Here is a 26809-nt window from a genome sequence, read left to right as displayed (position 1 = left end):
CGCCTCTTCTAGAAAGGCACGCTCTTTGCACTCCGGTCTCTTCCACTCGCTGGACTTCGACGCCGACGGTCGCCAGCAGACCTTTCTCAGCATTCCCTTCTCGGTCGACCGTTCGCCTTATTACCAGGTGAAGGTGCCGGTCGTGCGCTTCAAACGTGGCGCAGGCCCACGCGTTCTCCTGATGGCCGGCAATCACGGCGACGAGTACGAGGGCAATATCGCGCTCTCGCGGCTGATCCGGGCGCTCGACCCTGAAGACATTGAGGGCACAGTCACGATCCTGCCCTTCGTCAACGCCCCCGCCTTCCTGACCGGGCGTCGCCGTTCCCCGCTCGACGACGGAAACCTGAACCGGTCCTTCCCCGGTGTTGCGAACGGAACGCCGACCCAGCGGATCGCACATTTTCTCGAAAGCGAACTCTTTCCCCGCCACGATATCGTCTTCGACCTGCATTCCGGCGGCACCAGTATGGGGCATCTCCCGACCTCGCTCATCGAGAGGCAAGGCGGACCAGCCCATTTCGGCAGGATGCTTGAACTGATGCGCGCGCTCGGCATGCCCTACGGGTTCATCGCGCAGAATGGAGCCGATGCCCCGACCTCGCTCGCGGCGGTCGCGCGGGCCGGCGCGATCGGCCTCAGCGGCGAGTTCGGGGGCGGCGGCACAGTCACGCCCGCCTCCATGCTATTAACCCTCTCGGCAATCGACAATCTTCTGATGGCGGTGAACTTGACCCGTCATCCCGTACTCGTGGAGGAGCCCTCGAAGCAGACGACACGGCTTCTGTCGCTTTCCTCCCATGCACAGGCGATCTATGCCACGCGTCCCGGCTGGTATGAGCCGGCTCGGGACATCGGCGACGAGGTCAACGCCGGTGACGTCGCCGGGTGGTTTCATGATTTCCACCGCCTGGATGCATCCGAGGAGACGTTGCGTTTCGCGGTGGGGGGGATCGTCCTGTCGCAGCGCCTGCATTCCATGTCGGAGGCAGGCGACTGCCTTGTGCAGGTGGGTGTTCCGTATCATGGGGAAGAGCCCCCATCCTGATTGCGTGAAAGCTCTGCGACATTGACCCTTCCCGAAAATCAGGAACATGCTTTCGATCCGGTCGAACGGGTGGCCGCCAGCGAGAGTGCGTCTAGGATCCTTGCCCTGGGCGGCAAGGTGCGCATCGAGGATGTTGCAGCACTGGCCGGTGTGTCGCCGATCACCGTGTCGCGAGCCCTGCGCAATCCAGGGATCGTCTCGGATGTTCGCCGCAAGCGCATTGAGGCGGCGGTGGCAGAGACAGGCTATGCCTCAAATCCACACGCCAGCGCGCTGAAGAGCGGTCGTTCCAACATCGTCGCGGCCTTCCTCTCCAACATCGCCAGCGAGCAGTACACGGCGGCTGCGGACGGGTGTTCGGCAGTGCTCGAGCGGGCCGGCTATCATCTCGTAATGGGCCGGACCTCCTATTCCTATGCCCGCGAGACGTCATTGATCCGGGCGATCATGGCGATGCGCCCGGCGGCGGCCTTCATCACCGGCGTCATGGAGCTCGAAGAGAACCGCCTCTTCCTGCGCGGCCTCGATATTCCGATCGTCGAGAGCTGGGCCAACGCACGCGATCCGATCGACATGCTCGTCGGCTTCTCCAATGTTGACGGCGTCAGGCTGGCGGTGACGCATCTCGCCGAGCGCGGCTATCGCAAGGTCGGCTTCATCGGGCGCAACAGCGGTCGTGGCACGATTCGCCGCAAGGCGTTCGAGACCCACGCGGAGGCGCTGGGCTTGGAAAGGATCGCGGCGCTCTCGGTTCCCAATGTCCACGGCGTTATCGACGGGCGGCAGGCGCTCCGTGACATCCTTACCACTGTCTCTGATCTCGACGCGGTCTTCTGCGCCAACGACCTTCTGGGGATCGGCGCCATGCTCGAGGCGCGCGCCATGGGACTGCGCATCCCCGAGGATCTCGCGATCGTCGGCTTTGGCGACAGTGAGCTGGCCGCGCAGATTCCCCCGGGGATGACAACGGTCTGCGTCGATTCCCATGCGATGGGGGAAACGGCCGGGCGCCTTATCCTCGGACGCCTCAACGACGACCTTTCCGGCGAGACGAGGCGCGTATTCCCCGTGTCCCTCAAAATTCGCGGCTCCACTTAGCACTCGCGAGACCTCGCCAGCCTGACCCAGCGGCTGCTTTTCGCGTTTGCGATCCGCAAACCCGTCGGTCTGCTTTCGGCCCGTTACGGCAATCAGAACATCCCCTGATCTGAGAAGAAAAGCAGCACTGACCGCTTTCAGTTCAGGCGGCCGGGAAGCGGAGTGGCAACGAACAAGCTACTCACGACGGGCGTAAGGGTGTTACCGGCGTGCCATCCTGCCTGGCCAGATGATCGATTGTGATCTGTCCCAGAGTGTACGCACCGAGAAGTGCCATACCGCGATCGATCTCACCCGACAGTACGTCGATCGCGTAGCGGACGCCGGGCTCGCCGGCGACTGCCGCCGCGAACAGAAACGGTCGACCGAGGAAGACGAAGTCCACGCCAAGCGCGATCGCCCGCAGGACGTCGGAGCCGCGACGGAATCCGCTGTCCATCATCACCGCCATTTCGCCGACTTCCGGCATGATCCGCGGGAGCGCCGCCAGCGGCGACAGGGCGCCGTCCATTTGCCGTCCGCCGTGATTGGACACGATTATACCGTCGCACCCGATCCGGCGGGCGAGGGCTGCATCCTGCGGAGACAGGACGCCCTTGAGGACCAGTCGACCCTTCCATCGCTCCCGGACGGCCTTGACGTGTTCCCACGAGAGGCTCTCGCGTCCGGCGAACGAGCGAAGCAGGTTGCGGGCGAGGATCGGCAGGCCGCGCTGCGAATCGAGGTTCTCGAAATGCGGCATGCCGTGGTGGCACAGCGTTTTGAAGGCGGTGCCGAACAGCCAGCGCGGATGCGTGACGCCCTCCATGGCAAGGCGCAGGCTGGGCTGCAACGGCGTCTGCCAGCCATTGCGCAGGTCGTCCTCACGCTTGCCATTCATCTGGACGTCGATCGTCACCACCAGCGTATCGAAGCCGGCTGACGCGACACGGTCGGTCATCGAAAGCACCCGGGCCATGTCGCCCGGAAAGTAGGCCTGGAACCAGCGGCTGCCGGCTTCCGCGGCGACCCGCTCGAGCGAGGTCAGCGACGAGGCGCTCATGATCGCGAAAGTGCCCTTGTCTCGGGCTGCCTTCGCGAGAGCGATGTCGCCATCGTAGGCGGCCAAGGCGCTCAACCCCATCGGAGCGATCCCGAACGGCCGGTCGTAGGTCTGGCCGAAGAGAGTGCGCGACTGTTCTCTGACGGTGCGTGTGCGCAGGCCGCGGGGAACGAAGCGCAGTGACGAGAAGTCCTCGCGGTTAGCCCGGAAGCTGGCGCCGGTCTCTGCGGCGCTGGCGACGTAGCCGAAGACCCGGCGCGGCAGATGGCGGCGGGCCGCCGCTTCCAGGTCGTCGAGCGAGAAGCATTTCGCCAGCGACCTCGGCGCCGGTTCGCGTGGCGCCACCTGCCGCACGCCTCCATCCGGCACCGAGGTCGTGGTGCCGGATGCCTGGTCCTGGTCGGTACCGTTCATCGGGCGTCGTTCTCCATCGCGTCGGCGAGGCCGCGACGTGTCCGGGCAGCCTTCACGCCGTTGACGATCAGCGGCAGGAAGATGACCGCCGCCGTCAGCACGAAGAGGAACAGCGAGATCGGGCGCTCGACGAAGACCGCCATGTCGCCCTCGGACAAGATGAGGGTCCGGCGGACGCCCCGTTCGAGGAGCGGCCCCAGGACGAGGCCGAGGATGAGAGGGACGGGCGAGTAGTCGAGCTTCAGCATGACAAAGCCGATGACGCCGGCGAAGAGTGCGATGCCCACATCGTTCAGCGAGAAGTTGATCGAGTAGACGCCAAAGACGACGATGCCGATGACCGCCGGATAGAGCAGCCCTCGCGAAATGTAGACGATGCTTGCCAGGACCGGGATCAAGAGGATGGTGAGGCCGACCAGCATCAGGTTACCGGTCCAGAACGTCCCGAAGACCGTCCAGACGAATTCCGGATTGTTGGCGAACAGGAGTGGTCCCGGCTGCAGGCCGACCATCAGGAGTCCGCCCAGAAGGACGGCCGTGGTCGCGGATCCGGGAATCCCAAGCGTGAACAGCGGAATCATCGAGGCATAGGACGCGGCGTTGTTGGCCGCCTCCGGCGCCGCGACGCCTTGGATGGCGCCCTTCCCAAATTCCTCCGGATGACGGGAGGTCTTCTTGGCGAGGGCGTAGGCAAGCATGGTCGACGCAGTGGCGCCGACCCCCGGCAGGACGCCGACCACGAACCCGATGATGGATCCCGACAGAAGAGCCCACTTGCATCTGACGATGTCGCCTAGCTTAGGCATCAAGGCGCTCAGGGAGTGCTTGACCCGCGCCCCGATCCCGCTGGTGGACAGTGACATGAACATTTCCGACAGCCCGAACAGACCGACGGCCACGATGGTGAAGTCCACGCCCTCGAAGAGGTGCATGGTTCCGAAGGTGAAGCGGGTAGGGCCGCCGATCGGGTCGAGACCGATCATGCCGATCCACATGCCGATGAAGAGGGACACGAAGCCCTTGAGCATGTTGCGTCCACCGAGGACGCTGACGAGGGACAGGGCAAAGCACATGAGTGCCGTCATCTCGGTCGGACCGAAGGAAAGCGCCGCCGATGCGATCGGCACGGAAAGAATGGCAAGGAGAAGGATGCCGATGAGTCCACCGATGAAGGACGCGATGACGTTCATGCTGAGCGCCCGTCCGGCTTCACCCTTTTTTGCCATGGCGTGCCCATCGACGACCGTCATGACCGACGGCGCGTCTCCGGGTATTCCCAGGAGGATCGATGTGACAGCGCCTCCGAACATCGCCCCATAGTAGATCCCGGCAAGAGCCGCTATCGCCGCGGTGCCATCGAAGCCCACCGCGACGGGAAGCATGATGGCGACGCCGGCCGCCGGGCCTAGGCCGGGCAGGGCTCCGACCATCAAGCCAATGACGACGCCGATCAGGGTAGCGAGCAGGATGTATGGGGCGGTCGCGTCGACGACGCCGCCGGCCAGAAGTGCGAGACTTTCCATGGATCAGGGCCCTCCCAAGCCCGGTACTGCACGCGCTAGATGCCGAAGACGCCGGTGACGAGACGAACGCCGAGATAGAACGAGAAGATCAGCCAGGCGACGACGGGAAAGAGCGCTCCGGTCGCGACGAGACGCAGGACGAAACCGGTTTCCAGGGTGGGTCGGATCACGAAGCCCAAGGCGATGACGACGAGACCGATGCCGATGAGCATGCCCGTCCAGTCGACGGCCAGAAGGAAGATGGCGATGACGGCGGTGATTCCGGCAGTGCGCAGGAGACCGGCCCTGTCGAAGCTGTCCTCGAGAAGCTCCCTGCCGGCAACGGCTCGTGCGGCATTAACGGCGCCGAGTGCTACCATGCCGACCCCGACCCAGAACGGAAAGAAGCCGGGTCCGGGATTTCCCCGGGCAGTGTAGCCGTATTCGAGTGCGTAGACGATAACGAAGGCGCCCAGGAGCGCCGTCGCGAGAGCGAAGACCGTATCGATCGTCTTCATGGTTCCAGACATGGGGGGACTCCTCCGGGTCAAGGGGCCGCCGCACAACGGCGACCCCGGTTCATGTCGGGACTTCCGCGCTACTGGGCGTTACCGGTCTGTTCCATCATCCCGGCGTAGAGGTCGTTGGTCTCCTTCAGGATCTCCGCGAATTCCTCGCTGCTGGCGAAGCGCGGCTCGTCGCCAAAGCGATCGAGATACTGCTCCTTCCAGGCGTCGCTTTCCGCGACCTGCTTGAAGACGTCTTCCCAGTAGGCGACGGCCTCTTCCGGCACCTCGGGAGGCATCACCACGCCGCGCAGCTGCACGTGCTCGATGTCGAGACCCGACTCCTGCAGCGTCGGAACGTCGGGCAGCGACGGCAGCCGCTCCGCCGTCGAGACGGCGACCGCCCGCAAGGTGCCGGCTTCGATCTGCGGTGTCACCTCCCCTGGATTGGCGAACATGAAGTCGACATGCTTGCCGAGCAGGGAGGACAGCACCTCACCCTCTCCGTCGAACGGTACCGCGTCGACAGTGACGTCCGCCTTATCGGAGATCATGCGCGACAGGAGGGCCGCATCGGAGACGACGCCCACTGTCCCGGTCGTGAGGCGGTCTGCGGATTTGATGTCGTCGATCGACTTGATCGGCGAATCCTCCGGGACGACCAGGATATACGGGGACATTGCGATGCCGGCGACCGGTGTGAAGTCCTCATAATTTACCGGTGATCCGCCCATCAGCGGCGTCGTGAAGAAGCTGACGCTCACCGTGCCGAGGACGTGCGGATTACCGGACTGCTGGGCGAGGTGGTTATAGCCAATTGCACCCGAGCCGCCGGGGTGGTTCTCGATGTTGATCGACGTCGGCACGATGTCGAGGTCGTTGATCACCGTAGCGATGGTGCGGGCGAGCACGTCGCTGCCGCCGCCGGCGCCGAAGGGCACCACGAAGGTGACGGGCTCTTCCGGCACCCAGCCCGCACCGTCCTGAGCGAAAGACGCACTGGCGGCCACGAGGCCGATGGCGGTGGTGGTGGCGAAGATCAGGTTATTTCGCATGGTTCGTTCCTCCCGTTGATTTTTTTCTTGATTTGCAGCGACCCTGGCGGTCAGGACTGCTGCTCGATTGCCTCCCGGAGGAGGTACCCGTGACCGTCCCGTCCCTCGAACTGACTGTCCTTGGGGTCGGTTATCTGGCCATTGGCGAGTGCGTCGTAGTTCGGCGTGAAGCCGAGCCCCGGACGTCCAGACAGGGTCATCTTGCCCTCGACAGGATCGGGCGTGCCTTCGAAAAAGTGTTTGCCGGTCTGCCACATGCCGTAGTGGAACTCGACGGGGCCGCCGTTCATCAGGCCGCACAAATGGTGCATGTTGAAGATCGGCCAGCCGCCGCCGTTGGCCATCGGCAGGTTGAAGGCCTGCGCCATGTGGCCGATCTTGAGGGTCTCGGTGAAACCGCCGTGATAGAGAACGTTCGGCTGGATGACATCGACGGCGTGATGGACGATTAGCTCGCGGGAGCGCCAGCGATGTCCCTCCATCTGACCGGCGGCGACCGGCATGGAAACCCGCTGGCGGAAGTCGGCGAGGGCTCTGGCGTCGTTCTGCTCGATCGGCTCCTCGAACCAACGGATGTTGCAGTCTTCGATGTTGCGGGCGAGCATGTAGGCGTCAGTGGGATTGAACCAGCAATTGGCGTCGATCATTAGATCGACGTCGGGGCCGATCGCCTCGCGAGCGGCATGGACGCGGCGCACGTCGTCCTTCCAGGTCCGGCTAGGTTCACCGCCGACCACCATCTTCAGCATCTTGTGGCCGTCGTCGAGGAACTTGATGGCGTAGTCGGCCAGCTGCTTCTCGTCGAAAAACGGATAGCCGAACGTCGCGTAGGTCGGAGCCCAGTCGCGAAAGCCGCCGAGTAGTTGATGGATAGACCGACCTTCCTTCTTGCCCCGGATGTCCCAAAGCGCGATGTCGACGGCGGCCAGGGCGTTGGAGATCACGCCGGTGTAGGCCCGGCTGTTCAGCTTCTTCCAGACGTGACCGTGGATCTCTTCGGTGTTGTAGGGATCGCGTCCGACGAGCGCCGGCTTCAGGTGATCGTGGATGCAGGCGATGATCGCCCATGGCAGCATGGAGCCGGTGATGCCGAACCCGGAGATCTCCTCGTCGGTGTGGACTTCGACGAAAACGAACATGCGGCTCTCGATCGACTTCCCGATGTCAGGCAGGTCAATCTCGTGGCGATGCAGGGTTGCCTTAATGTCTGTGATCTTCACGCGGCTTCCTCTTTCCTGTTAGCGGCGGACGCCTCCTGTTCGGCGCGCCTCTTGATCCAACGCCGCTTGCCGGAAGCCACGTGGGCCTCCCCGCAACGTCGGGCTTCCTCCCGATCACCGGCCCTGATGGCGGCGATGATCATGGTGTGTTCATCGATGCTCTCGTAGGCCGACATGGCGGCGATCCGGTGCCAGTGCGTCTCCTTGACGAGGCCGTCGTAGACCCGCCGCGCCGTGTCGTTCCCGGCTAGGTCGGAGATGATGTCGTGGAATCTCAGGTTGGCGGCGTAGTACCCTTCGGTGTCGTCCCGATCCGCCGCTGCCGTCATCTCCGTGTTCAGGAGCTCCAGCTTGTCGCAACTCGCCGGGTCGGGCTGGTTGGCGGCAGCCAAGCCGCACATCATGCCGGTCAGGGCGGCGCGCAGGTCGTAGACCTCAGCCAGGTGCTTCTGAGAAATCTCCCGGACGAAGGCGCCCTTCGCGGGTGTCATGGTGACAAGAGCGGCCCGTTCGAGAGCCCGGCAGGCCTCCCGAACGGGGCCTCGGCTCAGTCCGTTCGCGGCGGCGAACTGGGCTTCGTTGATGCGTTGCCCGGGCCTGAGCTCCCCTGTGAGGATCATTTCCTCCAGTCGCTTGTAAGCCAGCACGCTCAGACTTTCGCCTCGCTCAATCATCGTGTTCGAATTCCTGAAACCATTTTCCCTAAGAGATCACAGTAAGCAGTAAACTGTCAACAGTTGTTGATCCGGAGCGCCTTTATGGTGGCATCCGCCTCCGGCCGGCATCAAAATCGTTGTTTGGGTGACGGGTGCTGTCAGGCCCCTGACGAGGGGCCATGCCTCCATTGGGGCTTTTCTACCCGCAGCGGAATGTTCTGAGCGCTGTGGGAGAAGCACCAACTCGAAGAGACGCCAAGCTGGGGCGGTTCAGTTGGTGGCAGGGCGCCAGATGTCGGAGGCGATACGCACAATTTTCCTAGCGCCGTTCACCTACTGCCGTTGGCCAGGAGCCTGGTGGGCTGAAGAGGAACGGGCAAGTGACTAAAGGCCTGCAGAAGGAGAACGAGCGATTGCGGAAGGCCAAATCGGGCCGTTGCTAGGGAAGCTGGTCCGCAGGAGGCGGGCATCCCACTGCCGCCAAAGGGTCGTAAGGGGCGCGGCAGCTTTCTTGGCCGCTCTACGGGAAGCGGACCGACCGCTTTCGGCCCGATCCTGACCGGAACGTAATGCGTCCACCTGGCTGTAGAGGGCGCAAAGATCGCTCCTCGTCACAATTAGCATCGGTGCGAGGGCCATGGAACCTGCTGGAGTGGGTTTGGATGGTGATGAACGGTCGCAGAAGAATGTCGATCCGCTTGTAGCCATATTGGCCTTCGCAGGTCGCGTGCTATTGCAGTAGGATGCCGCCGACGCTTCACCAGTTGCTCTCCAAGTCAAGCGTGGAGCCCCTCGTGGGCGCCGCCATCGGCGTCGGCATGACCGCGGAAGCGGCCGAGCGCGGCGGCGCCGATTTCCTGCTGGTGCTGAATGCTGGGCGCTACCGCGTGATGGGCGCGCCGTCGATCGCGGCGATGCTGCCGCTCGACAACGCCAACCGCTTCACCGACCATTTCGCGCGCCGCGAGATCCTCGACCAGGTCTCGATCCCGGTCTTCTTCGGCGCATCTGCCTTCGATCCGGCGCTGGACCTGAAGCGCTTCGTTGCTGGCATCGCGGCGGCCGGCTATCACGGCATCGCCAATTTCCCGAGCAGCATCCACTATGACGGCCGCTTCCGCCGGGCACTCGAAGAGGCGGGCCTGGGCTACGCGCGCGAGGTCGAGATGCTGCGGTTGGCGCGCAAAGCGGGCCTGGCAACCTTCGGCTATGCCAAGACCCGCAGCGAGATCCAATCGGTACTGGAGGCGGAGGTCGACGTGCTCTGCCTGAATTTTGGTTGGAACGCAGGCGGCATGCGCGCGGTCGCGCAAGCCTTTACCTTGGAAGATGCAGCCGATCGCGCTCAGCGAATATTCAGCAGCGTCCGCCAAGCTCGGGCGGAAACGATCTGTGTGGTCGAGGGCGGGCCAATCGTCAACCCGGAGGACATGTACCGGGTCTGTCGCGGCGCGAAGGCAGACGGCTATGTCGGCGGCTCGACGCTTGACCGCATGCCGCTCGAAGATTCGGTGATGCAAAAGACTTCAGCGTTCAAGGCGTTCGGCGTCCTGCAACAGGCTGATGCTGCCCAGTCGCGCGAGACCATGCGGGCCGCACGGCTTGCCGGCATTACCGGCCAGTCGAGTACCGTCGCACGTCTTTTGGAGCAATTGGTGCGGCTCTCGGCGACCAGCCTGCCGGTGCTCGTCGTGGGCGAAAGAGGGCTCGGCCGGACGATGCTCGCCCGCAGCCTCCACGCGCTGGGCGGCAAGCGAGGTCCGCTGACGGTGCTGAACGCCTCCGATTGCGAAGTGCCGCACGAGGAGTTGCTGTTCGGGGCTGAGCCGGATTTCGGCCGGGTGCGCCGCCGCGGCGCGCTGGATGCGCGCGACGGCACGGTCATCGTCGAGAACGCCGGCGACCTGGGGGAAGCCGCGCAGCAGCATCTCCTGGCATGGCTGGAGCGCGGCACGATCGAGTCCGTCGGCGGCACGCGCAGCTACAGTCCGCAGGGCCGGCTCGTGCTGATCGCGACGGGGACCCAACTGTCGGAAGGACGCCTGGCAAGCGAATTGGCCCAGCGTCTGCGATCGGGCCGCATCGACGTCCAGCCGCTGCGTGATCGTCCCGAGGACATCCCCGCCCATGCGCGGCTCTATCTCGAGGCGATCGGCGAGGCTCGGCAGATGGGGACGCTGGAGATCTCCGCGGACGGCTACCGCGTGCTCTTCGCCCACGACTGGAAGGAAAACACTCGGGAACTGCGCCGCGTCGTGGAGCAGGCGGCCGTCGTGAGCGATGGACGCGCGATCGGCTCCGACATCCTGCGCAGCATCATTGATGCCTCGCACGGCACCGACGGAACCGGCGAGCCGCTAGCCGAGAAGGACTGGATCCTCGATGCGCTGCGAAGGCACCGCTTCCGGCGCGGCGAGACCGCGACGTTCCTCGGCATCTCCCGCAAGACGCTCTACAACAAAATGCGCCGCGCCGGCCTTCTCGACTGAGCGATCACTCCTCGATCTGTGCGAGGCCGTCGGCTTGATCGGCCGCCTGGTCCAGCTCATGGCCGAACCCGTGGGGACGATAGACCAGCAGCGGCAGATCGGTCTCGCCGCGCAGGACGGCGATCATGCGCGCCACGCCGAGGCAGGCATTGGCCCGTTCGCGCCAGTCGGCAAGTGCCAGTCCCGGGTGCAGGACCAGCATCGAGGGGCCATGAGGCAGCATAGCCTGTGCCGTCTGGAGCGTCGCCGCGAAGGCGACGGTCTCGAACCCGGCATTCTGGAAGGCCGCCAGCGCATCGACCTCGCGCGCGGCTCCCACCTTCGCGCTGTCGAAGGCGCGGGCGGTATCGCCGTCGATGAGTTGCACGGTGGGATAGTTCGCGACGCGGGAGACGCCTGCGTCCGCTAGCGCAAGTTTGGCATCGCGCAGGCGCAGGAACGGATCGACCAGCAACAGCCCGGCGATCGCGCCTCGTGCGATCGGACCATTCTCCAGCGCCGCGAGCGTCGCGTCGTTGACGCCGTTCACCGGCAGAAGCGGGACGAACTCGCGATGGGAGGGCGCTAAGTTTGCAAGGAAGGGCGCGACGATGAATCCGCTTTCGCCCGGCGCCGCAGGCGACCGCGAGACGATGGGCAGGCATGAAGCCATCAGCGACGTCCTTCCTTACCCGATTTTACCCAGAACCAGCCAAAATATCATCTGGCACGCCTGGCTCCTCCTTGCAAACATCGGCGTGCACACTGGGAGGCGTGCCGGGAGGAGCCGGACCTGTTCTCCAGAGCGAGATAACAAAGGCGCGACATTTCCATGTGTCAGCGCGCGGGAGGGGTTTTGTATTTAGAGTACATGATCACGGTGACATTGAACGGCCTGACGCTAGCCGCTCTCTACTTCATCGTCGCCAGCGGATTCTCACTGATTTTCGGCCTGATGCGCACGGTCAACATGGCGCACGGCTCGCTATACCTGATTGGGGCCTATGTCGGGTTCTCCGTCTTCGACCCGCTCTATGCCGCCGACGCGACCTACCACTATGCCTGGTTCATCGCGCTTCTCGCCGGGGTCGCGGCGGCGGCGATCGCAGGCATCGTCATGCAGGTGGTCTTCCTCGGCTGGATGCAGGGACAAGAATTGCGGCAGGCGCTGGTGACGATCGGCCTTTCGATCATCATCGCGGACCAGCTGCTCGCGATCTATGGCGGTAACCCGTTCCAATTCTTCGCGCCCGACGTGCTGTTCGGCCCGACGCAGCTTCCGGCGATCGGCGGCTATTCGACCTTCCGCCTGTTCCAGATCGGCGTGGCGTTGGCCGTCGGCATTGGCCTGTGGCTGCTTCTCAACAAGACCCGTCTCGGCATCATGGTGCGGGCCGGCGTCGATGACCGCGCCATGCTCGCGGCCTGCGGCGTCAACGTGCCTCTCGTCTCCGTCGCGGTGTTCGCCCTGGGCGCCGGCCTCGCCGGCCTCGGCGGCATCGTCGGCGCCACCGCACAGCCGGTCGCGCTGGGCGTCGACGTCAACTTCCTGCTCACCTCGCTGGTGGTCGTCATCGTCGGCGGGATGGGCTCGATCGGCGGCACGGCGATCGGCGCGATCCTCATCGGGGTCGCCGAGCAGTGGGGTCAGGCGCTGTTTCCGACCTATTCGGTTATCCTGACCTTCGCCATCATGGTCGCGGTTCTCGCCGTGCGGCCGCAGGGCATCCTCGGAAAGCCGCTCTGATGGTCGTCATGACGCGCACCCAGTGGATGCTGACGGCTCTCGTTGTCGCCATCATGCTGGCGATGCCGCTGCTGCTGCCGGATTTCTGGCTCAGCGGCATCCTCGGCCGCGCATTGGTCTACGGCATCGTCGCGCTGTCACTGACGTTCCTGGCGACCTATGGCGGGTTCATCTCGTTGGCGCAGACCATGCTCGCGGGTGTTGCCGGCTATACCGTCGCGATCCTCGCGCCGACGGCCATCCCGGCGGGATCCAATTCCGTCAGCTACTGGCTGGCGATGCCGCTCGCCATCGTCGCGGCGACGATCGCCGGCGGCGTGATCGGCCTCATCGCGGTGCGGACCCGAGACATCTACCTACTGATGATCACGCTGGCGCTAGCGGTCGGTTTCAGCCTGTTCGCGCAGTCGAACATCGACTGGTTCAACGGCTATGAGGGTATCCGCAACATTGTCGGTCCGGAGATATTCAGCCTACCGTTCCGCACCCACCTCGTCTTCTACTACGTCTCGCTGATAGTCGCGGCGCTGCTCTACCTGCTGGTGCTCTATGTCGTGCGCACACCGTTCGGCCTGACGCTGCAGGGCATCAGGGACAACCCGCGCAGGGTCGCAGCGCTCGGCTTCAACGTGGCGCTCCACCGCATCGCGGCGTTTGCCATCGCCGGCTTCATCGCCGGCTGCGGCGGCGTGCTCATCACCTTCTACAATATCGGCATTACCCCGAGCTCGATCGGCATGACGGCGACGGTCAACGTCCTGGTGATGTCGGTGATCGGCGGACTGGGACATCCCGTCGGCGCCTTTGTCGGCGCGATCATCTTCACGCTGATCGATACGTTTGCCGCTACGATCTACGACCGCGACCGCTTCAACACGCTGATCGGCTTGGTCTTCCTGGTGATCGTCGTCGCCTCGCCGGACGGCGTGCTCGGCATCGGCAAGCGCCTGTTCGGCGCAAGGAAGTCGAAGGCGAAGGAGGGTCAAGCCGCCTTGCACTGATCGAGATTGCCTGCGGAAGCCCGGCTCCGGCGCCGCAGACAAGATCCGGCCACCTGCCGGAGACGGAGCCCGGCCGCGGAGGAGAACACGGCCGAATTAAAAAAAACGAACAGGGAGAAGACCATGCTGAAGAATAGACTGACCCATACCACCGCGATGGCGGTCGCCGCCGGCGCCATGGCGCTAGCCGCGACGACGGGCGCGAGCGCGCAGGAAGACGTCATTAAGATCGGCTCGATCACCACGCTCGAGGGCCCCTTCGCCACCGGCGGACAGGACGCCTATCGCACGATGGAAATGGCGTTCGAGGAAATCGACTACACGATCAACGGCAAGAAGATCGAGTGGATCCGTGAATCCTCCAATGCGCAGGCCGACGTGGCGCTGGCCCGGGCCCGCAAGCTCATCGAACAGGACGACGTCGACATCATCATCGGCCCGCTCTCGGGCGCCGAGGGCATCGCGCTGCGTGACTATTCGCGCACGCTTGAAGGCAAGACCATCGTCAACGGCTCGTCGGGTGCGGCTGACACCACTCTGCGTGACGCCTCCCCCAACTTCTTCCGCTTCAGCACCGAGGGCACGCAGTGGATGGCTGGTCTCGGCGACCACGTCTACGACGACCTCGGCATTGAACATGTGGCGCTCGTCGCCGCCGACTACGCGTTCCCCTATGCTCAGGTCATGGGCTTTATGCTCGATTACTGCGAGGCCGGCGGCGCCGTGACCAAGCTCTGGGCGCCGCTGAACACGACCGATTTTGGATCGATCATCGCCAACATTCCCGATGACGCTGGCGCGGTCCTGCTCATCCAGGGCGGCACCGACGCGCTCGCCTTCCTGACGCAGTACGCCGAGGCCGGGGGCGACCTTCCGATCATCGGCGGCTCGATCACGGCCGACCAGACGCTGCTGTCCGCGCGCGGACCGCACCAGCGCCTGATGGAAGGGATGCTGGCGGCAGGGCCGATCGCCGATCTCAACGAAGATCCGATGTGGGTGGAATGGGTTGCAGCCTATCGCGAGCGTTTCCCGGACGGCTTCGACTCCCCCTCGATCCACGCCTTCAACTACTACACCAACACCAAGGCGGTGCTGATGGCGCTCGAGGAAGTGGGCGGGGATCTGTCCGACAACCAGCAGGCCTTCCAAGAGGCCCTCGCCAACGTCGAGTTCAAGAACCCGATGGGCGCGGACGTGAAGCTTGACGAGAACCGCCAGGCGATCTCCGACATCTTCCTCACCCGCATCGTCGACGACGGCGGCACGCTGCGTACCGAGGCCTTCGGCAAGACGGAAGGCGTAACGCAGACCATGGGCATGGACCGCGAGGCGTTCCTGGCGCTGGGCGCACCCTCGCGCGACAATCCGGACTGCCCGCCTGCCAACTGAGCCGGGGCCGACGCGCCTCCACCTTCTCCCCGCAGCGGCGGGGGGAAGGTGCATCACAAAATGCAGTGACGATCGAATGCCGACATGATGACACAGCACGGCGAGGATCCGGGCAGGGCCGACGCATCGACGGTCCCCGCTCTGGTCGCAGACAGGGTCGAGCGCAGCTTCGGCGCGGTGATGGCGATCAAGGACGTGTCGATCACAATCGCCGCGGGCGAGCGCCGCGCGATCCTCGGCCCCAACGGCGCCGGCAAGACCACGCTGTTCAACACGATCTGCGGCGACTACCCGCCGACCGGCGGACGCATCATGCTCTTCGGCGAGGACGTTACGACGCTGAACCCGCATCGCCGGGCGCGGCTCGGGATCGGGCGCACCTACCAGAGTTCGTTGCTGTTCACCGGCCTGACGGTGCTGGAGAATCTGTATCTCGGTGTGCGCGGGGCGATGCCCAACCGGCTGTCGCTGCGGAAGGCCGGCCGCGACGACGCCGCTCTCGCGAAGGCCAGGCGGCTCGCCGAGCAGGTCCGCGTCGACAGAATCTGCGACGCGCGCATCGACTCGCTTTCGCACGGGCAGCGCCGGCAGGTGGAAGTGGGCATGGCGCTCGCCTGCGATCCGCGCCTCCTGATGCTGGACGAGCCGGCCGCGGGCCTCTCGGCCGCCGAGCGGCCCGAACTCGTCAAGCTGATCGGTGACCTGCCCCGCGACCTGACGCTCATCCTCATCGAGCACGACATGGACGTGGCGCTGCCCAATTGCGACATCGTAACGGTCATGAAGGATGGCGAGGTTGTGGTCGAAAGCACCCCCGATCGCATCGCCGACGACCCGGTGGTTCAGGCCATCTATCTGGGAGGCGGGCATTGACGGGGTCGCGGCTCGATATCTCAGATCTGCACGTGCGCTTCGGGCAGGCGCACATCCTGCAGGGCGTGACGCTCTCGCTGGATGGCGCGCCGCTGTCGCTGATCGGCCGCAACGGCATGGGCAAGTCGACCCTGTGCCACGCCGTGATGGGCATGGTTGCGACGCAGGAAGGCACGGTAGAACTCGACGGGACGAAGCTGACCGGCCTCGGGCCGAACCAGGTGGCGCGCAAGGGCGTCGCCCTGGTGCCGCAGGGTCGGCGCATGTTTCCCTCCCTTTCGGTGCACGAGCACCTGCTGCTCGTCGCCCGCAAAGGCGACCATCGCTGGACCATCGACCGCGTCTACGAGACGTTTCCGCGGCTGTTCGAGCGGCGGCGCAACGGCGGCAACCAACTTTCCGGCGGCGAGCAGCAGATGCTGGCGATCTCGCGCGCGCTGCTGATGAATCCGCGCGTGGTCATCATGGACGAGCCGTCGGAAGGCCTCGCACCGGTCATCGTCGATCACCTCATCGAGACGCTGCGCCAGATCGCCGCCGAGGGCATGGGCGTGCTGCTGGTTGAACAGAACATGCGCGTCGCGACGGCCGTCTCCGACCGCGTCGCGATCATGGTCACCGGCCAGATCGCCGCGACGATGCCATCACGGGACCTGGAAGCCGATACGGATGCGCAACGCCGCTATCTCGGCGTCAGCCACGGTCACTGAAGCGAGGGAGTTGAAGGCGATGGGCACGGTCTATGTCATCGGGACCTGCGACACCAAGGGCGAGGAACTGGCCTTTGCCAGAGACCTCATCCGAACAGCCGGCGTAAAATGCGCCCTGGTCGACGTCGGCACGCGCGATGCCAACGACATCGCGGACGTGTCGGCGCGCGAAATTGCCGCGATGCATCCGCGAGGCGAAGGCGCCGTCCTCGGCGGCAACGATCGGGGGGCGGCCGTGACCGCGATGGCCGAGGCGCTTTCCCGCTGGCTTGCCGACCGCGACGACATTGGCGCCGTGCTGGGCCTCGGCGGCTCCGGCAACACGGCGCTGGTGACGGCGGCCATGCGCGCCCTGCCGATCGGTGTCCCGAAGCTGATGGTCTCGACCGTCGCCTCGGGCAACGTGTCCGCCTATGTCGGGCCGAACGACATTGCCATGATGTATTCCGTCACCGACGTCGCCGGCCTCAACGCGATCAGCCGCAAGGTCATCGGCAATGCCGCGCATGCAGCGGCGGGCATGGCCCGATGGCAGCCGCCGGTCGCCGCCAGCGACAGGCCCGGCATCGGCATGACGATGTTCGGCGTCACCACGACCTGCGTCGACCAGATCCGCGAGCGGCTCGGCGACGCGTTCGAGAGCTATGTCTTCCACGCCACCGGCACCGGCGGGCAGTCAATGGAGAAGCTCGCCGATTCCGGCCTGATTGCCGGCATGATCGACGTCACCACGACCGAGGTGCCGGATTTCCTGATGGGCGGCGTCTTCCCCTGCACCGAAGATCGGTTCGGCGCCGTGGCACGCACGAAGCTGCCCTATGTCGGCTCAGTCGGGGCCGTCGACATGGTCAATTTCGGCGGGAAGGAGACCGTCCCGGAGAAGTACCAAAGCCGCAATCTCTACGTCCACAACCCGCAGGTGACGCTGATGCGCACCACGCCGCGCGAGAATGCGGCGATCGGACACTGGATTGCAGAGCGGCTCAACCGCTGCGAGGGCGAGGTGCGCTTCCTGTTGCCGCTGGCGGGCGTATCGGCCATCGACGCGCCGGGCATGCCGTTCCATGACCCGGAAGCGGACGAAGCCTTGTTCGAGGCCATCCGCTCCACCTTCATCGTCACCCCCAAGCGCAAGCTCATCGAGCTTCCCCTAAACGTCAACGATCCGGCCTTCGCCGATGCGGTGGTCGCAGAATATCGAGAGAGCGCGTCATGAACGAAGCAGCTTCCATCAGAGCAGGCGGGCGCGCCGGACGCCCCACCCGCAGCGAACTTCTGGCAAAGTTCCAGGACATGGCAGCTCGCCGCATCCCCATCATCGGCGGCGGCGCTGGCACCGGGCTGTCGGCCAAATGCGAGGAAGCCGGCGGCATCGACCTGATCGTCATCTACAATTCCGGCCGCTACCGCATGGCGGGGCGCGGCTCGCTGGCCGGTGTCCTCGCCTACGGTAACGCCAATGAGATCGTCCTCGACATGGCGCGTGAGGTGCTCCCCGTCGTCCGGCAAACACCGGTTCTGGCGGGCGTCAACGGCACCGACCCGTTCGTGATCATGGACTACCATCTCGACCAGCTGAAGGCGCTCGGCTTTGCCGGCGTGCAGAACTTCCCAACGGTGGGCCTGATCGACGGGGTGTTCCGGCAGAACCTCGAAGAAACCGGCATGAGCTTCGGCCTGGAGGTCGACATGATCCGGCTGGCTGCAGAGAAGGACATGCTAACGACGCCCTACGTGTTCTCATCCGACGAGGCGGTGGCGATGGCCGAGGCCGGCGCCGACATCCTGGTCGCCCACATGGGTCTGACGACCGGAGGCGCCATCGGCGCGGAAACCGCCCGCACGCTGGACGACTGCATTGGGGACATTGACGCATGGGGGGCGGCCGCCCGGGCGGTGCGCAAGGACATCCTGATCCTCTGCCATGGCGGGCCGATCGCCAATCCGGAAGATGCCGAATACGTCCTGCGCAACACGAAGGCCTGCAACGGCTTCTACGGCGCCAGCTCGATGGAGCGGCTGCCAACCGAGACGGCGCTGATAGACCAGACGAAGCGCTTCAAGCAGCTGACCTTCTAAAGGGAGATTCCATGGCCAAGGCTTTCGCCAGCACCATCGTCGACGCGCCGGTCGAGGCGGTCTGGAGCGTCGTGCGCAACTTCAACGGGCTGCCGGATTGGAACCCGGCCATCACGCGAAGCGAGATCGAGGACGGGCTCGATGCAGATGTTGTGGGATGCGTCCGCTCGTTCCTTCTCGCCGACGGGACGGCGGTGCGGGAGCGCCTCCTGTCGCTGGACGACAGCCGCTATTGCTTCACCTACAATTTCGAGACGCCGGCCTTTCCCGTCGCGAACTATCTCGCCGGGATGGAACTTATCCCCCAGACGAAGTCGGACCGTACGTTCGTGCGATGGTGGGCGGAATTCGACGAGCAGCCCGGTGACGAGGGCAAATATGTCAGCATCGTTTCCGACGGGGTCTTCGCCGCAGGACTCAAAGCGCTGTCCGGCAAGGTCGCCGGGATGGCCCTGCCGGCCGATGTAGAACGCTGGCAAGGCCTGCGCCCGGCCAAGGTGTTCACCTCGAGCGTCATCTCAGCCCCGATCCAAACCGTCTGGGCGACGATGCGCGATTTCGCCGGCATGGGCGGGTGGCACGATGACATCACCCAGATGCACATGCTAAACAGCGCGCGCCCGGACAAGATCTCCGGCGTCCGCGACTTCCTGTTCGGCGAAGGCGCGCTCTGGGAGCAGCTCACCTATCTTTCCGACACCGAGCACGCCTTCCGCTATCGCATTTTGAAGAGCCCAATGCCCTGGCTGAACTACCATGCGGGGGCGCGGCTCTATCCCGTGACCCACAGCGGCCAGACCTTTGCCGTCTGGACGGCGGACTGGACGGCCTCGCCGCAGGACGATCTGACACTGATCCCGACCGTGCATGAGAACGTCTTCCAGAAGGCGTTCGACACGCTGGAGGAGGGGCTGCGGGTACGGCAGCGATAGTCGGAATCACGCGCCTCGATCCAGCGGCATCAAACCGATTTGTCAGGCGGCAAGCTCAAACGGATTCATCCTCGCGACCGTGAATAAGATCAACCGCTCATTTGATTCTGCCAACGTTCAGCTACGAGTACTTGCAGATGATTAAATTCACGCCCCATCGATGGTGCCTATACTTCAGATCTACTTTTTAATCCGGGAGGCATTCACCACCAAGGTACATAATCTAAAAAGCGCTCTTCGAGCGCGGGCAAATATTCTTTAAACTCCAATGTGTGCTCTGAAGGACCGAAGCGACGGTCCCTTTAATCGACGAGGGTCCGGAGCCAAATGGCAGCTTTCAACGGGAGGTGCCCGAAGGCTGGCTGTCGGCAGTCGGCCCTGTCCTGCCGAAATCCGTTGATCTACATGGCGCCCATGTCAGTCGATCAACAGTGCGGCGAGCGTTCCTGTAAACGGTCGTTTATTCAGCCAGCCGGTGACGTCTCCCGAAAGCCGAGCTGCTCGTAGATGCGGCTAGTGTAGGAACCGAACGCTGGCGAAGTCTTGATGCCGATGTTACGCGGACCATCGAGCTCGATCGCGAAGGTATCGGCCATCCGCGCAGGGCCCGCGGTCAGGACCGCGCATCGCGTGCCGAGGAACACCGCCTCCTGGATCGAATGGGTGACGAAGACGATCGTCTTGCGACTCCTGCTCCAAATCCGCAGCATCTCGAGGTTCATCTGCTCGCGCGTCAGGGCGTCAAGCGCGCCGAAGGGCTCGTCCATTAGGATTAGCTTTGGATCATGGACGAGGGCCCGCGCTATCGCGGCGCGTTGCTGCATGCCGCCCGAAAGCTGGTGCGGGTACTTGTCTCCGAACCGGCCGAGGCCGACCATCTCCAGGAGGTCGCGCGCCCGCTCGCGGGCAGCCTTCATCGGCAGACCGATGATCTCTGCGGGCAGGAGCACGTTGTCGAGGACGGTGCGCCACTTCAAGAGCAGCGCCTGCTGGAACACCATGCCGACATCCCGGCCTGGCTCGAACGGGCTCGACGCTGAGCCGATCGAAACGGTGCCGCCATCCGCGTCGTGGAGACCAGCGAGGATCTTCAGGACCGTCGTCTTGCCGCAGCCGGAGGGGCCGACGAGCGAGACCATCTCGCCCTCCGCGACATCGAGCGTGACGTCCGAGACGGCGAGGAACTCGCGGCCCGCGGTGCGGTAGATCTTTCGCACGTTTTGAAGGTGGATGAAGGGCTCTACGCTCATGCCAACCACCGCGAGAGATTCCCGGCGACAAAGGCGTCGTCGGAGAGATCGGCATGCTCGGCGAGCACGCGATCGATCTCCGCTGCTTGGCCGGTGCCCAGCGCCTCAGTCGGATCGAGGCACCAGATGCCTTCGAGAAGCCCTTGGCGGCGCAGCACCTCGTGGCAGCCGGCGATGCAGCCGGCGAAATCGTTGGCGACATCGAAGAATGCAGCGTTGCAGTCCGTTACCCGCGCATCGAGGGCGAGGAGATCCTCGTCGAGGACCCCAGACGCGACGGCGGCCTCCACCTGGCTGAAGAGGGAGACGGCCCCCTTGGTCCAGACCGACCAGTGACCGAGGAGGCCGCCCTTGAAGCGGATGCGATGCGTTCGACCCTCGTGGCGGACGTCGAACGGCAGAGCTAGATCGAGCACAATGTGGTCGTCGTTGCCGGTGTAGAGCGCGATGCGGTCGGCTGCGCCGGCCGCCACGACGCCGCGGATCACGTCGAGCGTGCGGTAGCGGTTGAAGGGCGCTGTTTTGATAGCGACAACATTGTCGATCTCGGCAAAGCGTTTCCAGAAGGACGCGCCGAGCACGCGCCCGCCGACCGAGGGCTGGAGATAGAAGCCGATCAGCGGGATCTCGCCCGCGAGCGCCCGGCAGTGCTCGACAAGCTCGTCCTCGCTGGCCTCCCGCAGCGCCGAGAGACTGAGGAGCCCTGCGTGATAGCCGAGACGCACTGCGGTCCGTGCCTCCGCCACCGCGCTTTCGGTCGGGCCTGCAAGCCCGGCGATCATGACGAGCGGTCGCTCCGTCCACGCGGCGGCAGCCTGTGCTGCGAGGGAAAGCACAGGCTCGTAGAGCCCGACCTGACGGATGGCGAATTGAGTGGTGTGGACGCCGACCGCGAGGCCGCCGGCACCGGCGTCGACATAGTAGCGGGTCAACGCCCGCTGCCGGCGCTCGTCGAGTTTGTAGGTTGCGTCGAGTGCGAGCGGATGAGCGGGGATCACCGTGCCCTGCGCAAGGCGCTGGGCGACGGGAGACGGTAGTTCGGAACGATGCAGCGTCACGAGAGGTCTCCGACCTTGATCTCAACCATATTCCGGACCGGCCGCGGCGAATGCAGTGTCCGGGCTGCCGGGAAGAAGCGCTCCGCCGAGGGTCATGCGCAGGAACGGCCGCTCGCCGCTGAAGCCCTGCTTCGCCAGCCAGGCGGCAATGGTGGAATGGCGATCGAAGAAATCGATTAATAGCGGTCCCCGCTCTTCTTCGAGGATGCGGGCGAGGAGCCGAGTGGCGGCTTCCTCACTTCCGGCATGGAGCGGCCCGACGTGCCGGGCGGTGCGGCCCAGTCTAACGAGAGCGGCCGCGTCGTCGGCGCGATAGAGGCGAGCGCCAGGACGTGCAGCGATATCGGCGAGCAGTGCCGAGCGATCGGCCCCGAAGGCGCCAGCGTCGAGCGCGCACAGGCGATCGACCGCGTCGGCGTCGGGCGTCAACAATTCCTCGCCAGGGGCGCTACCCGCCGACTCATCGACCGCGCGCCGGAAGCGTGTTAGGCGGTCGATGGCCCGAAAGCCGAGCCCCTCGTATACCTTTGCTCCGTCGGGTGTCGCGTCGAGGCCGGCGAGGGCGCCCTGTTCGGCCGCAAGGTCCATGCAGCGCCGCATCAGGCGGGTTGCGAGACCCCGCCGCCGCCAAGCCGGCGTCACGAGGACAAGGCCGATCCAGGCGACGTCGCCATAGGTCATTAGGCCGCCCGTCGCGATCGCACGGCCGCCGCCGTCGCGTTCGCAGAGAACGTGTCCGCGTGCCAGAAAGTGGCGCCAATCCTCGGGCGTCTGGTTCCAGTGCGCCTCGCTCGAGAGCTCGACGCCGCGTGTCGACTCGCCCGCCGAAAGGTCGCCGGCAGTCGTCTCAATAGCGTCCATCACGAACCTCGAACTTTGTCGGCTTACCGAGGCTGGGCATGCCTCGGGCCATCCAGTCGGCGGTCCAGCCGATCATCTGCTCAACGTCGACGAGCGGCTCGCCGAAGAGCGCCTGTGCGGCGGCCGTGTCCGCAAGCCAAGCGCTCTGGGCTTCGGTTCCCGTGATAATCGGCTCGCGACGGAGTTTCTCGCCGAGACGGACGGCCAAATCGCGTACCGCCAGTGTCTCCGGACCGGAAACGTTGATCGGCGTTGTCGGGGTAGTGGTATGCCGCAGGAGGCGAAGCGCCTGCGAAGCCGCGTCACCCTGCCAGATGACATTGACGTGCCCCATTGCAACGTCGACCGGCTTGCCGGCAACGATCTTGGCGGCGATGTCGTGAAGGACACCGTAGCGCATGTCGATCGCGTAGTTCAGCCGGAACAGCCGACCCGGCGTTCCGAGCTTGCGGGAGAAATACTCGAACATGCGCTCCCTGCCGACGCAGGACTGCGCGTACTCACCGGGCGGATCGATCGGCAAATCTTCCTTCGCGCCGCCGCTCGTCACGTCGACGAACGGATAGACGCAGCCGGTGGAGAAGGCGACGATGCGAGCACTCGGGAACGCCTGTGCGACGAGCGCAGGAACATGGACGTTCATCGCCCAGGTCAGGCTCTGGTCGCCCGACGCTCCGAACTTGCGGCCGGCCATGAAGACGATATTCGGAGCTTTCGGCAGCGCCTGAAGCGCCGCTTCGTCGAGGAGGTCGCAGGTGATCGTCTCGACGCCCATCGCCTCAAGCTTCTCCCGGCTCTTCGGCTCGCTGAAGCGGGCAACGCCGATGACGCGCCGGTCTGGAGCAGCCGCCTTGGCGAGTCCGGCGACGGTCGGACCCATCTTGCCGGCGACTCCGAGCACCATGATGTCGCCTTCGATGGCCCGAAGATCTGCGATCAGGTCTGCCGTCGGTTGGCAGAGCAGGCGCTCCAGATGATCGACATCGTCGATCCGGTCAGGAAGGTTGGCTGCGTCGAGCGGCTCGATTAGACTCATGAGATTCGTTCGTCCTGCACGACGACGAGGCGCTCCAGAAGCAGGACGAGTCCGTAAAGCGCGACGCCGATCAAAGTGAGAAGGATGACGGCCATAAGCATGGCCGCGGTATCGAGCGAGGCCTGGACCTGGATCATCAGGTAGCCGAGGCCACGTTCGGAAGCGATGAACTCGCCGACCGTCGCTCCGGCGACGGCGAGGATCGCGCCAACCTTCATGCCGGAGAAGACGTAAGGCAATGCGCCGGGAAGCTGGATCTTGCGGAAGAGCTGCCAGCGCGAGCCCCGCAAGGACTTCACGAGGTCGAGAAGGTCCGGCTCCACCTCGCGAAGCCCGCGCACCGTGGTGAGGAGGATCGGAAAGAAGCAGATCGAGAAGGCGATGACGATGTTCGGCACGATACCGTAGCTGAACCAAACGATGAACAGCGGCCCGAGCGCGACCTTCGGGATCATGTTCAGCGTCACGAAGAGCGGCATCAGAACGACGGTCAGGAGCGGCGACCACGAGAAGAGAACCGCCAGCGCCACGCCCACGATAAGGCCGAGCCCGTAGCCGCCGAAAATCTCTGCGGCCGTGACGAGGGAGTTCGACACCCAGCTATATTGCGACGAGGCAAGCGTGGCGAAGGTCTCTGCTGGGGAGGGAAGAATGTAGGTGGGGATCGCGAGGAACTCGCAGGCGAGATGCCAGACCAGGAGGAAGGCGAGGTGCACAGCGACGATGATACCGGCCTGCCTGAGGTCGCTCGAGCGCCGCTCCGCGAGCGCGTCACCGGCCGGTTTGTCCAGATCGATAGCCGACATTTGGAAGGCTCCGCTGCCTCTCCCTCCGAAACGTCGGCGGGCGATCAGTTCGACAGAGCTTGCGGGAGGATCGGGAGCTAGTCAACCATCTAGTTGACACTGGTCATGGGCGAAGAGCGCTCATCACCAGATCCACGACGTGGCCTCGACGGGCCTCGATTGCCTTCGGTAGAGAGAGATCGGTGTCGAAGATCGCGGAAAGCGTGGGTGTGTTGGAGAAGAAGAAGAAGGCGAGCCCGGCGATCGAGATGTAAAGTTGAAGTGGGTCGATGTTCTGTCGGAAGACGCCGGCCGTTTCGCCCTTGCGCAGCGTCTCGCGGATCAGCGCCACGAAGGGCGAGTGCATCGCCGTCAGCTTTTCCGACCCCTTGATGTGCGAGGCCCCGTGTCGGTTCTCGTCGGCCAAGAGCGCGACGAAATCTGGGTGGTCTGCAAGGTGGTCGAAGGAGGCCTCGACCAGCTTGCGGATGGCGGCCTCCGGCTCCAGCCCTTCGAGTTCCAGCGCATGCTCGCGCTTCCGGATCTCCTCGTAGAGCACCTCGAGAACCTTGAGGTAGAGACCGGCCTTATCGCCGAAGTGGTGATAGACGAGCTGCTTGTTGACGCCAGCGCTGGCGGCGATCTCGTCGACCCGCGCGCCCGCCAGCCCCTTGGCCGCGAACTCTGCGCGGGCGGCCTTGAGGAGCGCACGCCGAGTCGCCTCCGGATTGCGCTTCGCGCCGGGCTGACGTGTCGGGCGTTCTCCCACCTGCAAGCTCATCTACCAACCAACCAGTTGAGTGGTTCTTGACGGTTCTTCAAAGCCGTTGTTAGTCTTTCCCCACCGGGCGGACAACCGAACGACGCGGCCGGTCTCAACAAGGAGCGCCACATGCCCGTGAATCGATTCCTGCTTTCGACCGCTGTCGTTGCAAGCTTTGCCTGTGCCGGCGCTCCTGCGGGTGCTCAGGAAGCGGTGACGCTCGTCCTGAACTGGACACCGACAGCGGACCACGCTCCCTACTACTATGCTCTCCAGGAGGGCTGGTATGCGGATGAGGGGCTCGAACTCTCGATCGAGGTCGGGCGCGGGTCGGCGGCTTCAGCGCAGCAGGTCGGTGTAGGGGCGTCGGAGTTCGGAGTTTCCGATCTCGCGACAGCGATGGTCGCCCGGGGAAAGGGCGCGGATCTGGTGGCCCTCATGAGCGTCTACGCCAACACACCGCAGGGTTTCTACTGGCTGAAGAGCTCCGGCATCGAGGGGCCGAAGGATTTTCCTGAGAACCGCATCGGCAACCCGCCGGGCGACGCCTCGCGGGTGATGTGGCCAGCCTTCGCGCAGGCCGTCGGCATCGAGCCGGACTCCGTCAACTTCGTTAACATCGCCCCTCCCGCCAAGATGCCCTCGCTCAAGAGTGGCGCGGTCGAGATCATCAGCGACTTCTACAACGAGCACGACCTGAAGCTACGCGAGTTCGGCGATGACCTCGGCTACGTCGCCTGGTCGGAGCTCGGGCTGAACCCGTATGGCAATTCGATCGTTGTCAACGGTGACTTCCTCGATGCGAATGAGGTTGCCGTTGCATCCTTCGTAAAGGTCAGCCAACGCGCTTTCGCGGCCTGTGTGGAAGACGTCGATCCCTGTCTCCAAGCACTGATGGCGGGCGCCTCCGGGCTCGATCTTGAGGTTCAGCGCGACCAGTGGGAGCGCATCAAGTCGCTGATGACCGACGACTTCACCACGACCGAAGCTCTCGGCTGGATCGACGGCGCGCGCCTCGAAAGCGACTACGAACTCGTCTCCACATATATCAGCATCGACGAGCCTTTTGAGATCGGTACGATGTTCACGACGCGCTTCCTCGACACGAGCGTGAAGATGGACAAGTCAAAGGCTGGGAAGTAGCTCGCACTTCCCTCCTCATAGCCACTTCTCTGCGGCCGGAAGCGCCGCTGTCGACTTCCAGCAATCGGAACGCCTGTGCGATGTGGCTCAGCCATCTGGGTCATCGCCGACTCCTCCGATTGCTTTGATGGCCTCTTAGAGGTTGAGAATAGGCGCTTCGTCCAGACTGC

Annotated in this window: 25 protein-coding genes; 12 read left to right on the top strand and 13 right to left on the bottom strand. The window is 64.6% G+C overall.

Translation table 11 applies throughout. The annotated features are described in order from the left end of the window. The first annotated feature begins 25 nt into the window (after nt 1–25). Nucleotides 26–1048 (top strand): succinylglutamate desuccinylase/aspartoacylase family protein, encoded by a 1023-nt coding sequence (locus GTW51_RS07690; protein WP_163043302.1) that lies wholly within the window; start codon nt 26–28, stop codon nt 1046–1048. A gap of 21 nt (nt 1049–1069) precedes the next feature. Further along, nucleotides 1070–2146 carry a LacI family DNA-binding transcriptional regulator gene (locus tag GTW51_RS07685; RefSeq protein WP_163043301.1) on the top strand — a complete coding sequence of 359 codons (1077 nt, stop codon included), beginning with the start codon at nt 1070–1072 and terminating at the stop codon, nt 2144–2146. A gap of 181 nt (nt 2147–2327) precedes the next feature. Here GTW51_RS07685 and GTW51_RS07680 read toward each other — a convergent pair whose 3' ends face one another. The 6 genes from GTW51_RS07680 to GTW51_RS07655 form a co-directional block, all read right to left on the bottom strand. Beyond that, nucleotides 2328–3602, bottom strand: a complete 1275-nt coding sequence (locus tag GTW51_RS07680) for an alpha-hydroxy acid oxidase (RefSeq protein ID WP_163043300.1) — start codon at nt 3600–3602, stop codon at nt 2328–2330. Then, entirely contained in the window at nt 3599–5125 is a 1527-nt protein-coding gene (locus GTW51_RS07675; RefSeq protein ID WP_163043299.1) for a tripartite tricarboxylate transporter permease, read from the bottom strand. The genes GTW51_RS07680 and GTW51_RS07675 overlap by 4 nt, the downstream gene beginning before the upstream one ends. 35 nt (nt 5126–5160) lie before the next feature. After that, entirely contained in the window at nt 5161–5634 is a 474-nt protein-coding gene (locus GTW51_RS07670; protein WP_163043298.1) for a tripartite tricarboxylate transporter TctB family protein, read from the bottom strand. A 68-nt stretch (nt 5635–5702) separates the two neighbouring features. Continuing rightward, nucleotides 5703–6665 carry a Bug family tripartite tricarboxylate transporter substrate binding protein gene (locus tag GTW51_RS07665; RefSeq protein ID WP_163043297.1) on the bottom strand — a complete coding sequence of 321 codons (963 nt, stop codon included), beginning with the start codon at nt 6663–6665 and terminating at the stop codon, nt 5703–5705. Nucleotides 6666–6715: 50 nt separating this feature from the next. Then, nucleotides 6716–7885, bottom strand: a complete 1170-nt coding sequence (locus tag GTW51_RS07660; protein WP_163043296.1) for an enolase C-terminal domain-like protein — start codon at nt 7883–7885, stop codon at nt 6716–6718. Then, nucleotides 7882–8559 (bottom strand): GntR family transcriptional regulator, encoded by a 678-nt coding sequence (locus tag GTW51_RS07655; protein ID WP_163043295.1) that lies wholly within the window; start codon nt 8557–8559, stop codon nt 7882–7884. The genes GTW51_RS07660 and GTW51_RS07655 overlap by 4 nt, the downstream gene beginning before the upstream one ends. A 725-nt stretch (nt 8560–9284) precedes the next feature. On the opposite strand from GTW51_RS07655, the gene GTW51_RS07650 reads away from it, so the two are divergent. Further along, entirely contained in the window at nt 9285–11030 is a 1746-nt protein-coding gene (locus tag GTW51_RS07650) for a phosphoenolpyruvate hydrolase family protein (RefSeq protein WP_281354583.1), read from the top strand. A gap of 4 nt (nt 11031–11034) precedes the next feature. Here the strand turns inward: GTW51_RS07650 and GTW51_RS07645 are convergent, their stop codons facing one another. Further along, nucleotides 11035–11682, bottom strand: coding sequence for a phosphoenolpyruvate hydrolase family protein (locus GTW51_RS07645; protein WP_163043293.1), 648 nt, complete (start codon nt 11680–11682; stop codon nt 11035–11037). 198 nt (nt 11683–11880) lie between these two features. Between GTW51_RS07645 and GTW51_RS07640 the strand changes: the two genes are divergently transcribed. The 8 genes from GTW51_RS07640 to GTW51_RS07605 all read left to right on the top strand — a co-directional run bounded on the left by GTW51_RS07640 (nt 11881) and on the right by GTW51_RS07605 (nt 19743). Further along, nucleotides 11881–12756: a branched-chain amino acid ABC transporter permease gene (locus GTW51_RS07640; RefSeq protein ID WP_163043292.1), complete on the top strand. Its 876-nt coding sequence runs from the start codon at nt 11881–11883 to the stop codon at nt 12754–12756. Next, a complete protein-coding gene (locus GTW51_RS07635) occupies nt 12756–13757 on the top strand; it encodes a branched-chain amino acid ABC transporter permease (protein ID WP_203565946.1) in 1002 nt (333 codons plus the stop codon). Before GTW51_RS07640 ends, GTW51_RS07635 begins: the two co-directional genes overlap by 1 nt. Nucleotides 13758–13880: 123 nt before the next feature. Then, nucleotides 13881–15149, top strand: coding sequence for an ABC transporter substrate-binding protein (locus tag GTW51_RS07630; RefSeq protein WP_163043291.1), 1269 nt, complete (start codon nt 13881–13883; stop codon nt 15147–15149). 84 nt (nt 15150–15233) lie between these two features. Further along, a complete protein-coding gene (locus GTW51_RS07625) occupies nt 15234–16022 on the top strand; it encodes an ABC transporter ATP-binding protein (protein ID WP_203565945.1) in 789 nt (262 codons plus the stop codon). Further along, nucleotides 16019–16732 carry an ABC transporter ATP-binding protein gene (locus GTW51_RS07620; protein WP_163043290.1) on the top strand — a complete coding sequence of 238 codons (714 nt, stop codon included), beginning with the start codon at nt 16019–16021 and terminating at the stop codon, nt 16730–16732. The genes GTW51_RS07625 and GTW51_RS07620 overlap by 4 nt, the downstream gene beginning before the upstream one ends. 19 nt (nt 16733–16751) lie before the next feature. Then, entirely contained in the window at nt 16752–17948 is a 1197-nt protein-coding gene (locus GTW51_RS07615; protein WP_163043360.1) for a Tm-1-like ATP-binding domain-containing protein, read from the top strand. Beyond that, nucleotides 17945–18811 carry a phosphoenolpyruvate hydrolase family protein gene (locus tag GTW51_RS07610; RefSeq protein ID WP_163043289.1) on the top strand — a complete coding sequence of 289 codons (867 nt, stop codon included), beginning with the start codon at nt 17945–17947 and terminating at the stop codon, nt 18809–18811. Before GTW51_RS07615 ends, GTW51_RS07610 begins: the two co-directional genes overlap by 4 nt. An 11-nt stretch (nt 18812–18822) precedes the next feature. Further along, nucleotides 18823–19743, top strand: coding sequence for an SRPBCC family protein (locus GTW51_RS07605; RefSeq protein WP_163043288.1), 921 nt, complete (start codon nt 18823–18825; stop codon nt 19741–19743). Nucleotides 19744–20207: 464 nt separating this feature from the next. Here the strand turns inward: GTW51_RS07605 and GTW51_RS07600 are convergent, their stop codons facing one another. From GTW51_RS07600 to GTW51_RS07575, 6 genes are all read right to left on the bottom strand, one after another. Then, a complete protein-coding gene (locus GTW51_RS07600; RefSeq protein ID WP_203565944.1) occupies nt 20208–20993 on the bottom strand; it encodes an ABC transporter ATP-binding protein in 786 nt (261 codons plus the stop codon). Beyond that, nucleotides 20990–22051 (bottom strand): dihydrodipicolinate synthase family protein, encoded by a 1062-nt coding sequence (locus GTW51_RS07595; RefSeq protein WP_425483234.1) that lies wholly within the window; start codon nt 22049–22051, stop codon nt 20990–20992. Before GTW51_RS07595 ends, GTW51_RS07600 begins: the two co-directional genes overlap by 4 nt. 21 nt (nt 22052–22072) lie before the next feature. Then, complete coding sequence (locus GTW51_RS07590; RefSeq protein ID WP_163043286.1) at nt 22073–22912, bottom strand: GNAT family N-acetyltransferase; 840 nt, start codon at nt 22910–22912, stop codon at nt 22073–22075. Beyond that, nucleotides 22899–23948, bottom strand: coding sequence for an NAD-dependent epimerase/dehydratase family protein (locus GTW51_RS07585; protein WP_163043285.1), 1050 nt, complete (start codon nt 23946–23948; stop codon nt 22899–22901). The genes GTW51_RS07590 and GTW51_RS07585 overlap by 14 nt, the downstream gene beginning before the upstream one ends. Then, nucleotides 23945–24754, bottom strand: coding sequence for an ABC transporter permease (locus GTW51_RS07580; RefSeq protein WP_163043284.1), 810 nt, complete (start codon nt 24752–24754; stop codon nt 23945–23947). Before GTW51_RS07580 ends, GTW51_RS07585 begins: the two co-directional genes overlap by 4 nt. Before the next feature lie 103 nt (nt 24755–24857). Continuing rightward, nucleotides 24858–25514 carry a TetR/AcrR family transcriptional regulator gene (locus GTW51_RS07575; protein ID WP_163043283.1) on the bottom strand — a complete coding sequence of 219 codons (657 nt, stop codon included), beginning with the start codon at nt 25512–25514 and terminating at the stop codon, nt 24858–24860. Between the two features lie 117 nt (nt 25515–25631). On the opposite strand from GTW51_RS07575, the gene GTW51_RS07570 reads away from it, so the two are divergent. After that, nucleotides 25632–26639, top strand: a complete 1008-nt coding sequence (locus GTW51_RS07570; protein WP_425483233.1) for an ABC transporter substrate-binding protein — start codon at nt 25632–25634, stop codon at nt 26637–26639. The last annotated feature ends 170 nt before the right edge of the window (nt 26640–26809 follow it).

This window comes from Aurantimonas aggregata (assembly GCF_010500835.1).
Lineage (GTDB): Bacteria > Pseudomonadota > Alphaproteobacteria > Rhizobiales > Rhizobiaceae > Aurantimonas > Aurantimonas aggregata.
This window is presented reverse-complemented; position numbering and strand designations above follow the sequence as displayed.

Coding starts and splice junctions, on each gene's coding strand:
- GTW51_RS07630 (WP_163043291.1), top strand. CDS start 13,881: ATGCTGAAGAATAGACTGACCCATACCACCGCGATGGCGGTCGCCGCC.
- GTW51_RS07580 (WP_163043284.1), bottom strand. CDS start 24,754: ATGTCGGCTATCGATCTGGACAAACCGGCCGGTGACGCGCTCGCGGAG.
- GTW51_RS07665 (WP_163043297.1), bottom strand. CDS start 6,665: ATGCGAAATAACCTGATCTTCGCCACCACCACCGCCATCGGCCTCGTG.
- GTW51_RS07655 (WP_163043295.1), bottom strand. CDS start 8,559: ATGATTGAGCGAGGCGAAAGTCTGAGCGTGCTGGCTTACAAGCGACTG.
- GTW51_RS07635 (WP_203565946.1), top strand. CDS start 12,756: ATGGTCGTCATGACGCGCACCCAGTGGATGCTGACGGCTCTCGTTGTC.
- GTW51_RS07610 (WP_163043289.1), top strand. CDS start 17,945: ATGAACGAAGCAGCTTCCATCAGAGCAGGCGGGCGCGCCGGACGCCCC.
- GTW51_RS07675 (WP_163043299.1), bottom strand. CDS start 5,125: ATGGAAAGTCTCGCACTTCTGGCCGGCGGCGTCGTCGACGCGACCGCC.
- GTW51_RS07625 (WP_203565945.1), top strand. CDS start 15,234: ATGATGACACAGCACGGCGAGGATCCGGGCAGGGCCGACGCATCGACG.
- GTW51_RS07640 (WP_163043292.1), top strand. CDS start 11,881: ATGATCACGGTGACATTGAACGGCCTGACGCTAGCCGCTCTCTACTTC.
- GTW51_RS07645 (WP_163043293.1), bottom strand. CDS start 11,682: ATGGCTTCATGCCTGCCCATCGTCTCGCGGTCGCCTGCGGCGCCGGGC.
- GTW51_RS07590 (WP_163043286.1), bottom strand. CDS start 22,912: ATGGACGCTATTGAGACGACTGCCGGCGACCTTTCGGCGGGCGAGTCG.
- GTW51_RS07670 (WP_163043298.1), bottom strand. CDS start 5,634: ATGTCTGGAACCATGAAGACGATCGATACGGTCTTCGCTCTCGCGACG.
- GTW51_RS07585 (WP_163043285.1), bottom strand. CDS start 23,948: ATGAGTCTAATCGAGCCGCTCGACGCAGCCAACCTTCCTGACCGGATC.
- GTW51_RS07650 (WP_281354583.1), top strand. CDS start 9,285: ATGCCGCCGACGCTTCACCAGTTGCTCTCCAAGTCAAGCGTGGAGCCC.
- GTW51_RS07600 (WP_203565944.1), bottom strand. CDS start 20,993: ATGAGCGTAGAGCCCTTCATCCACCTTCAAAACGTGCGAAAGATCTAC.
- GTW51_RS07575 (WP_163043283.1), bottom strand. CDS start 25,514: ATGAGCTTGCAGGTGGGAGAACGCCCGACACGTCAGCCCGGCGCGAAG.
- GTW51_RS07680 (WP_163043300.1), bottom strand. CDS start 3,602: ATGAACGGTACCGACCAGGACCAGGCATCCGGCACCACGACCTCGGTG.
- GTW51_RS07615 (WP_163043360.1), top strand. CDS start 16,752: ATGGGCACGGTCTATGTCATCGGGACCTGCGACACCAAGGGCGAGGAA.
- GTW51_RS07605 (WP_163043288.1), top strand. CDS start 18,823: ATGGCCAAGGCTTTCGCCAGCACCATCGTCGACGCGCCGGTCGAGGCG.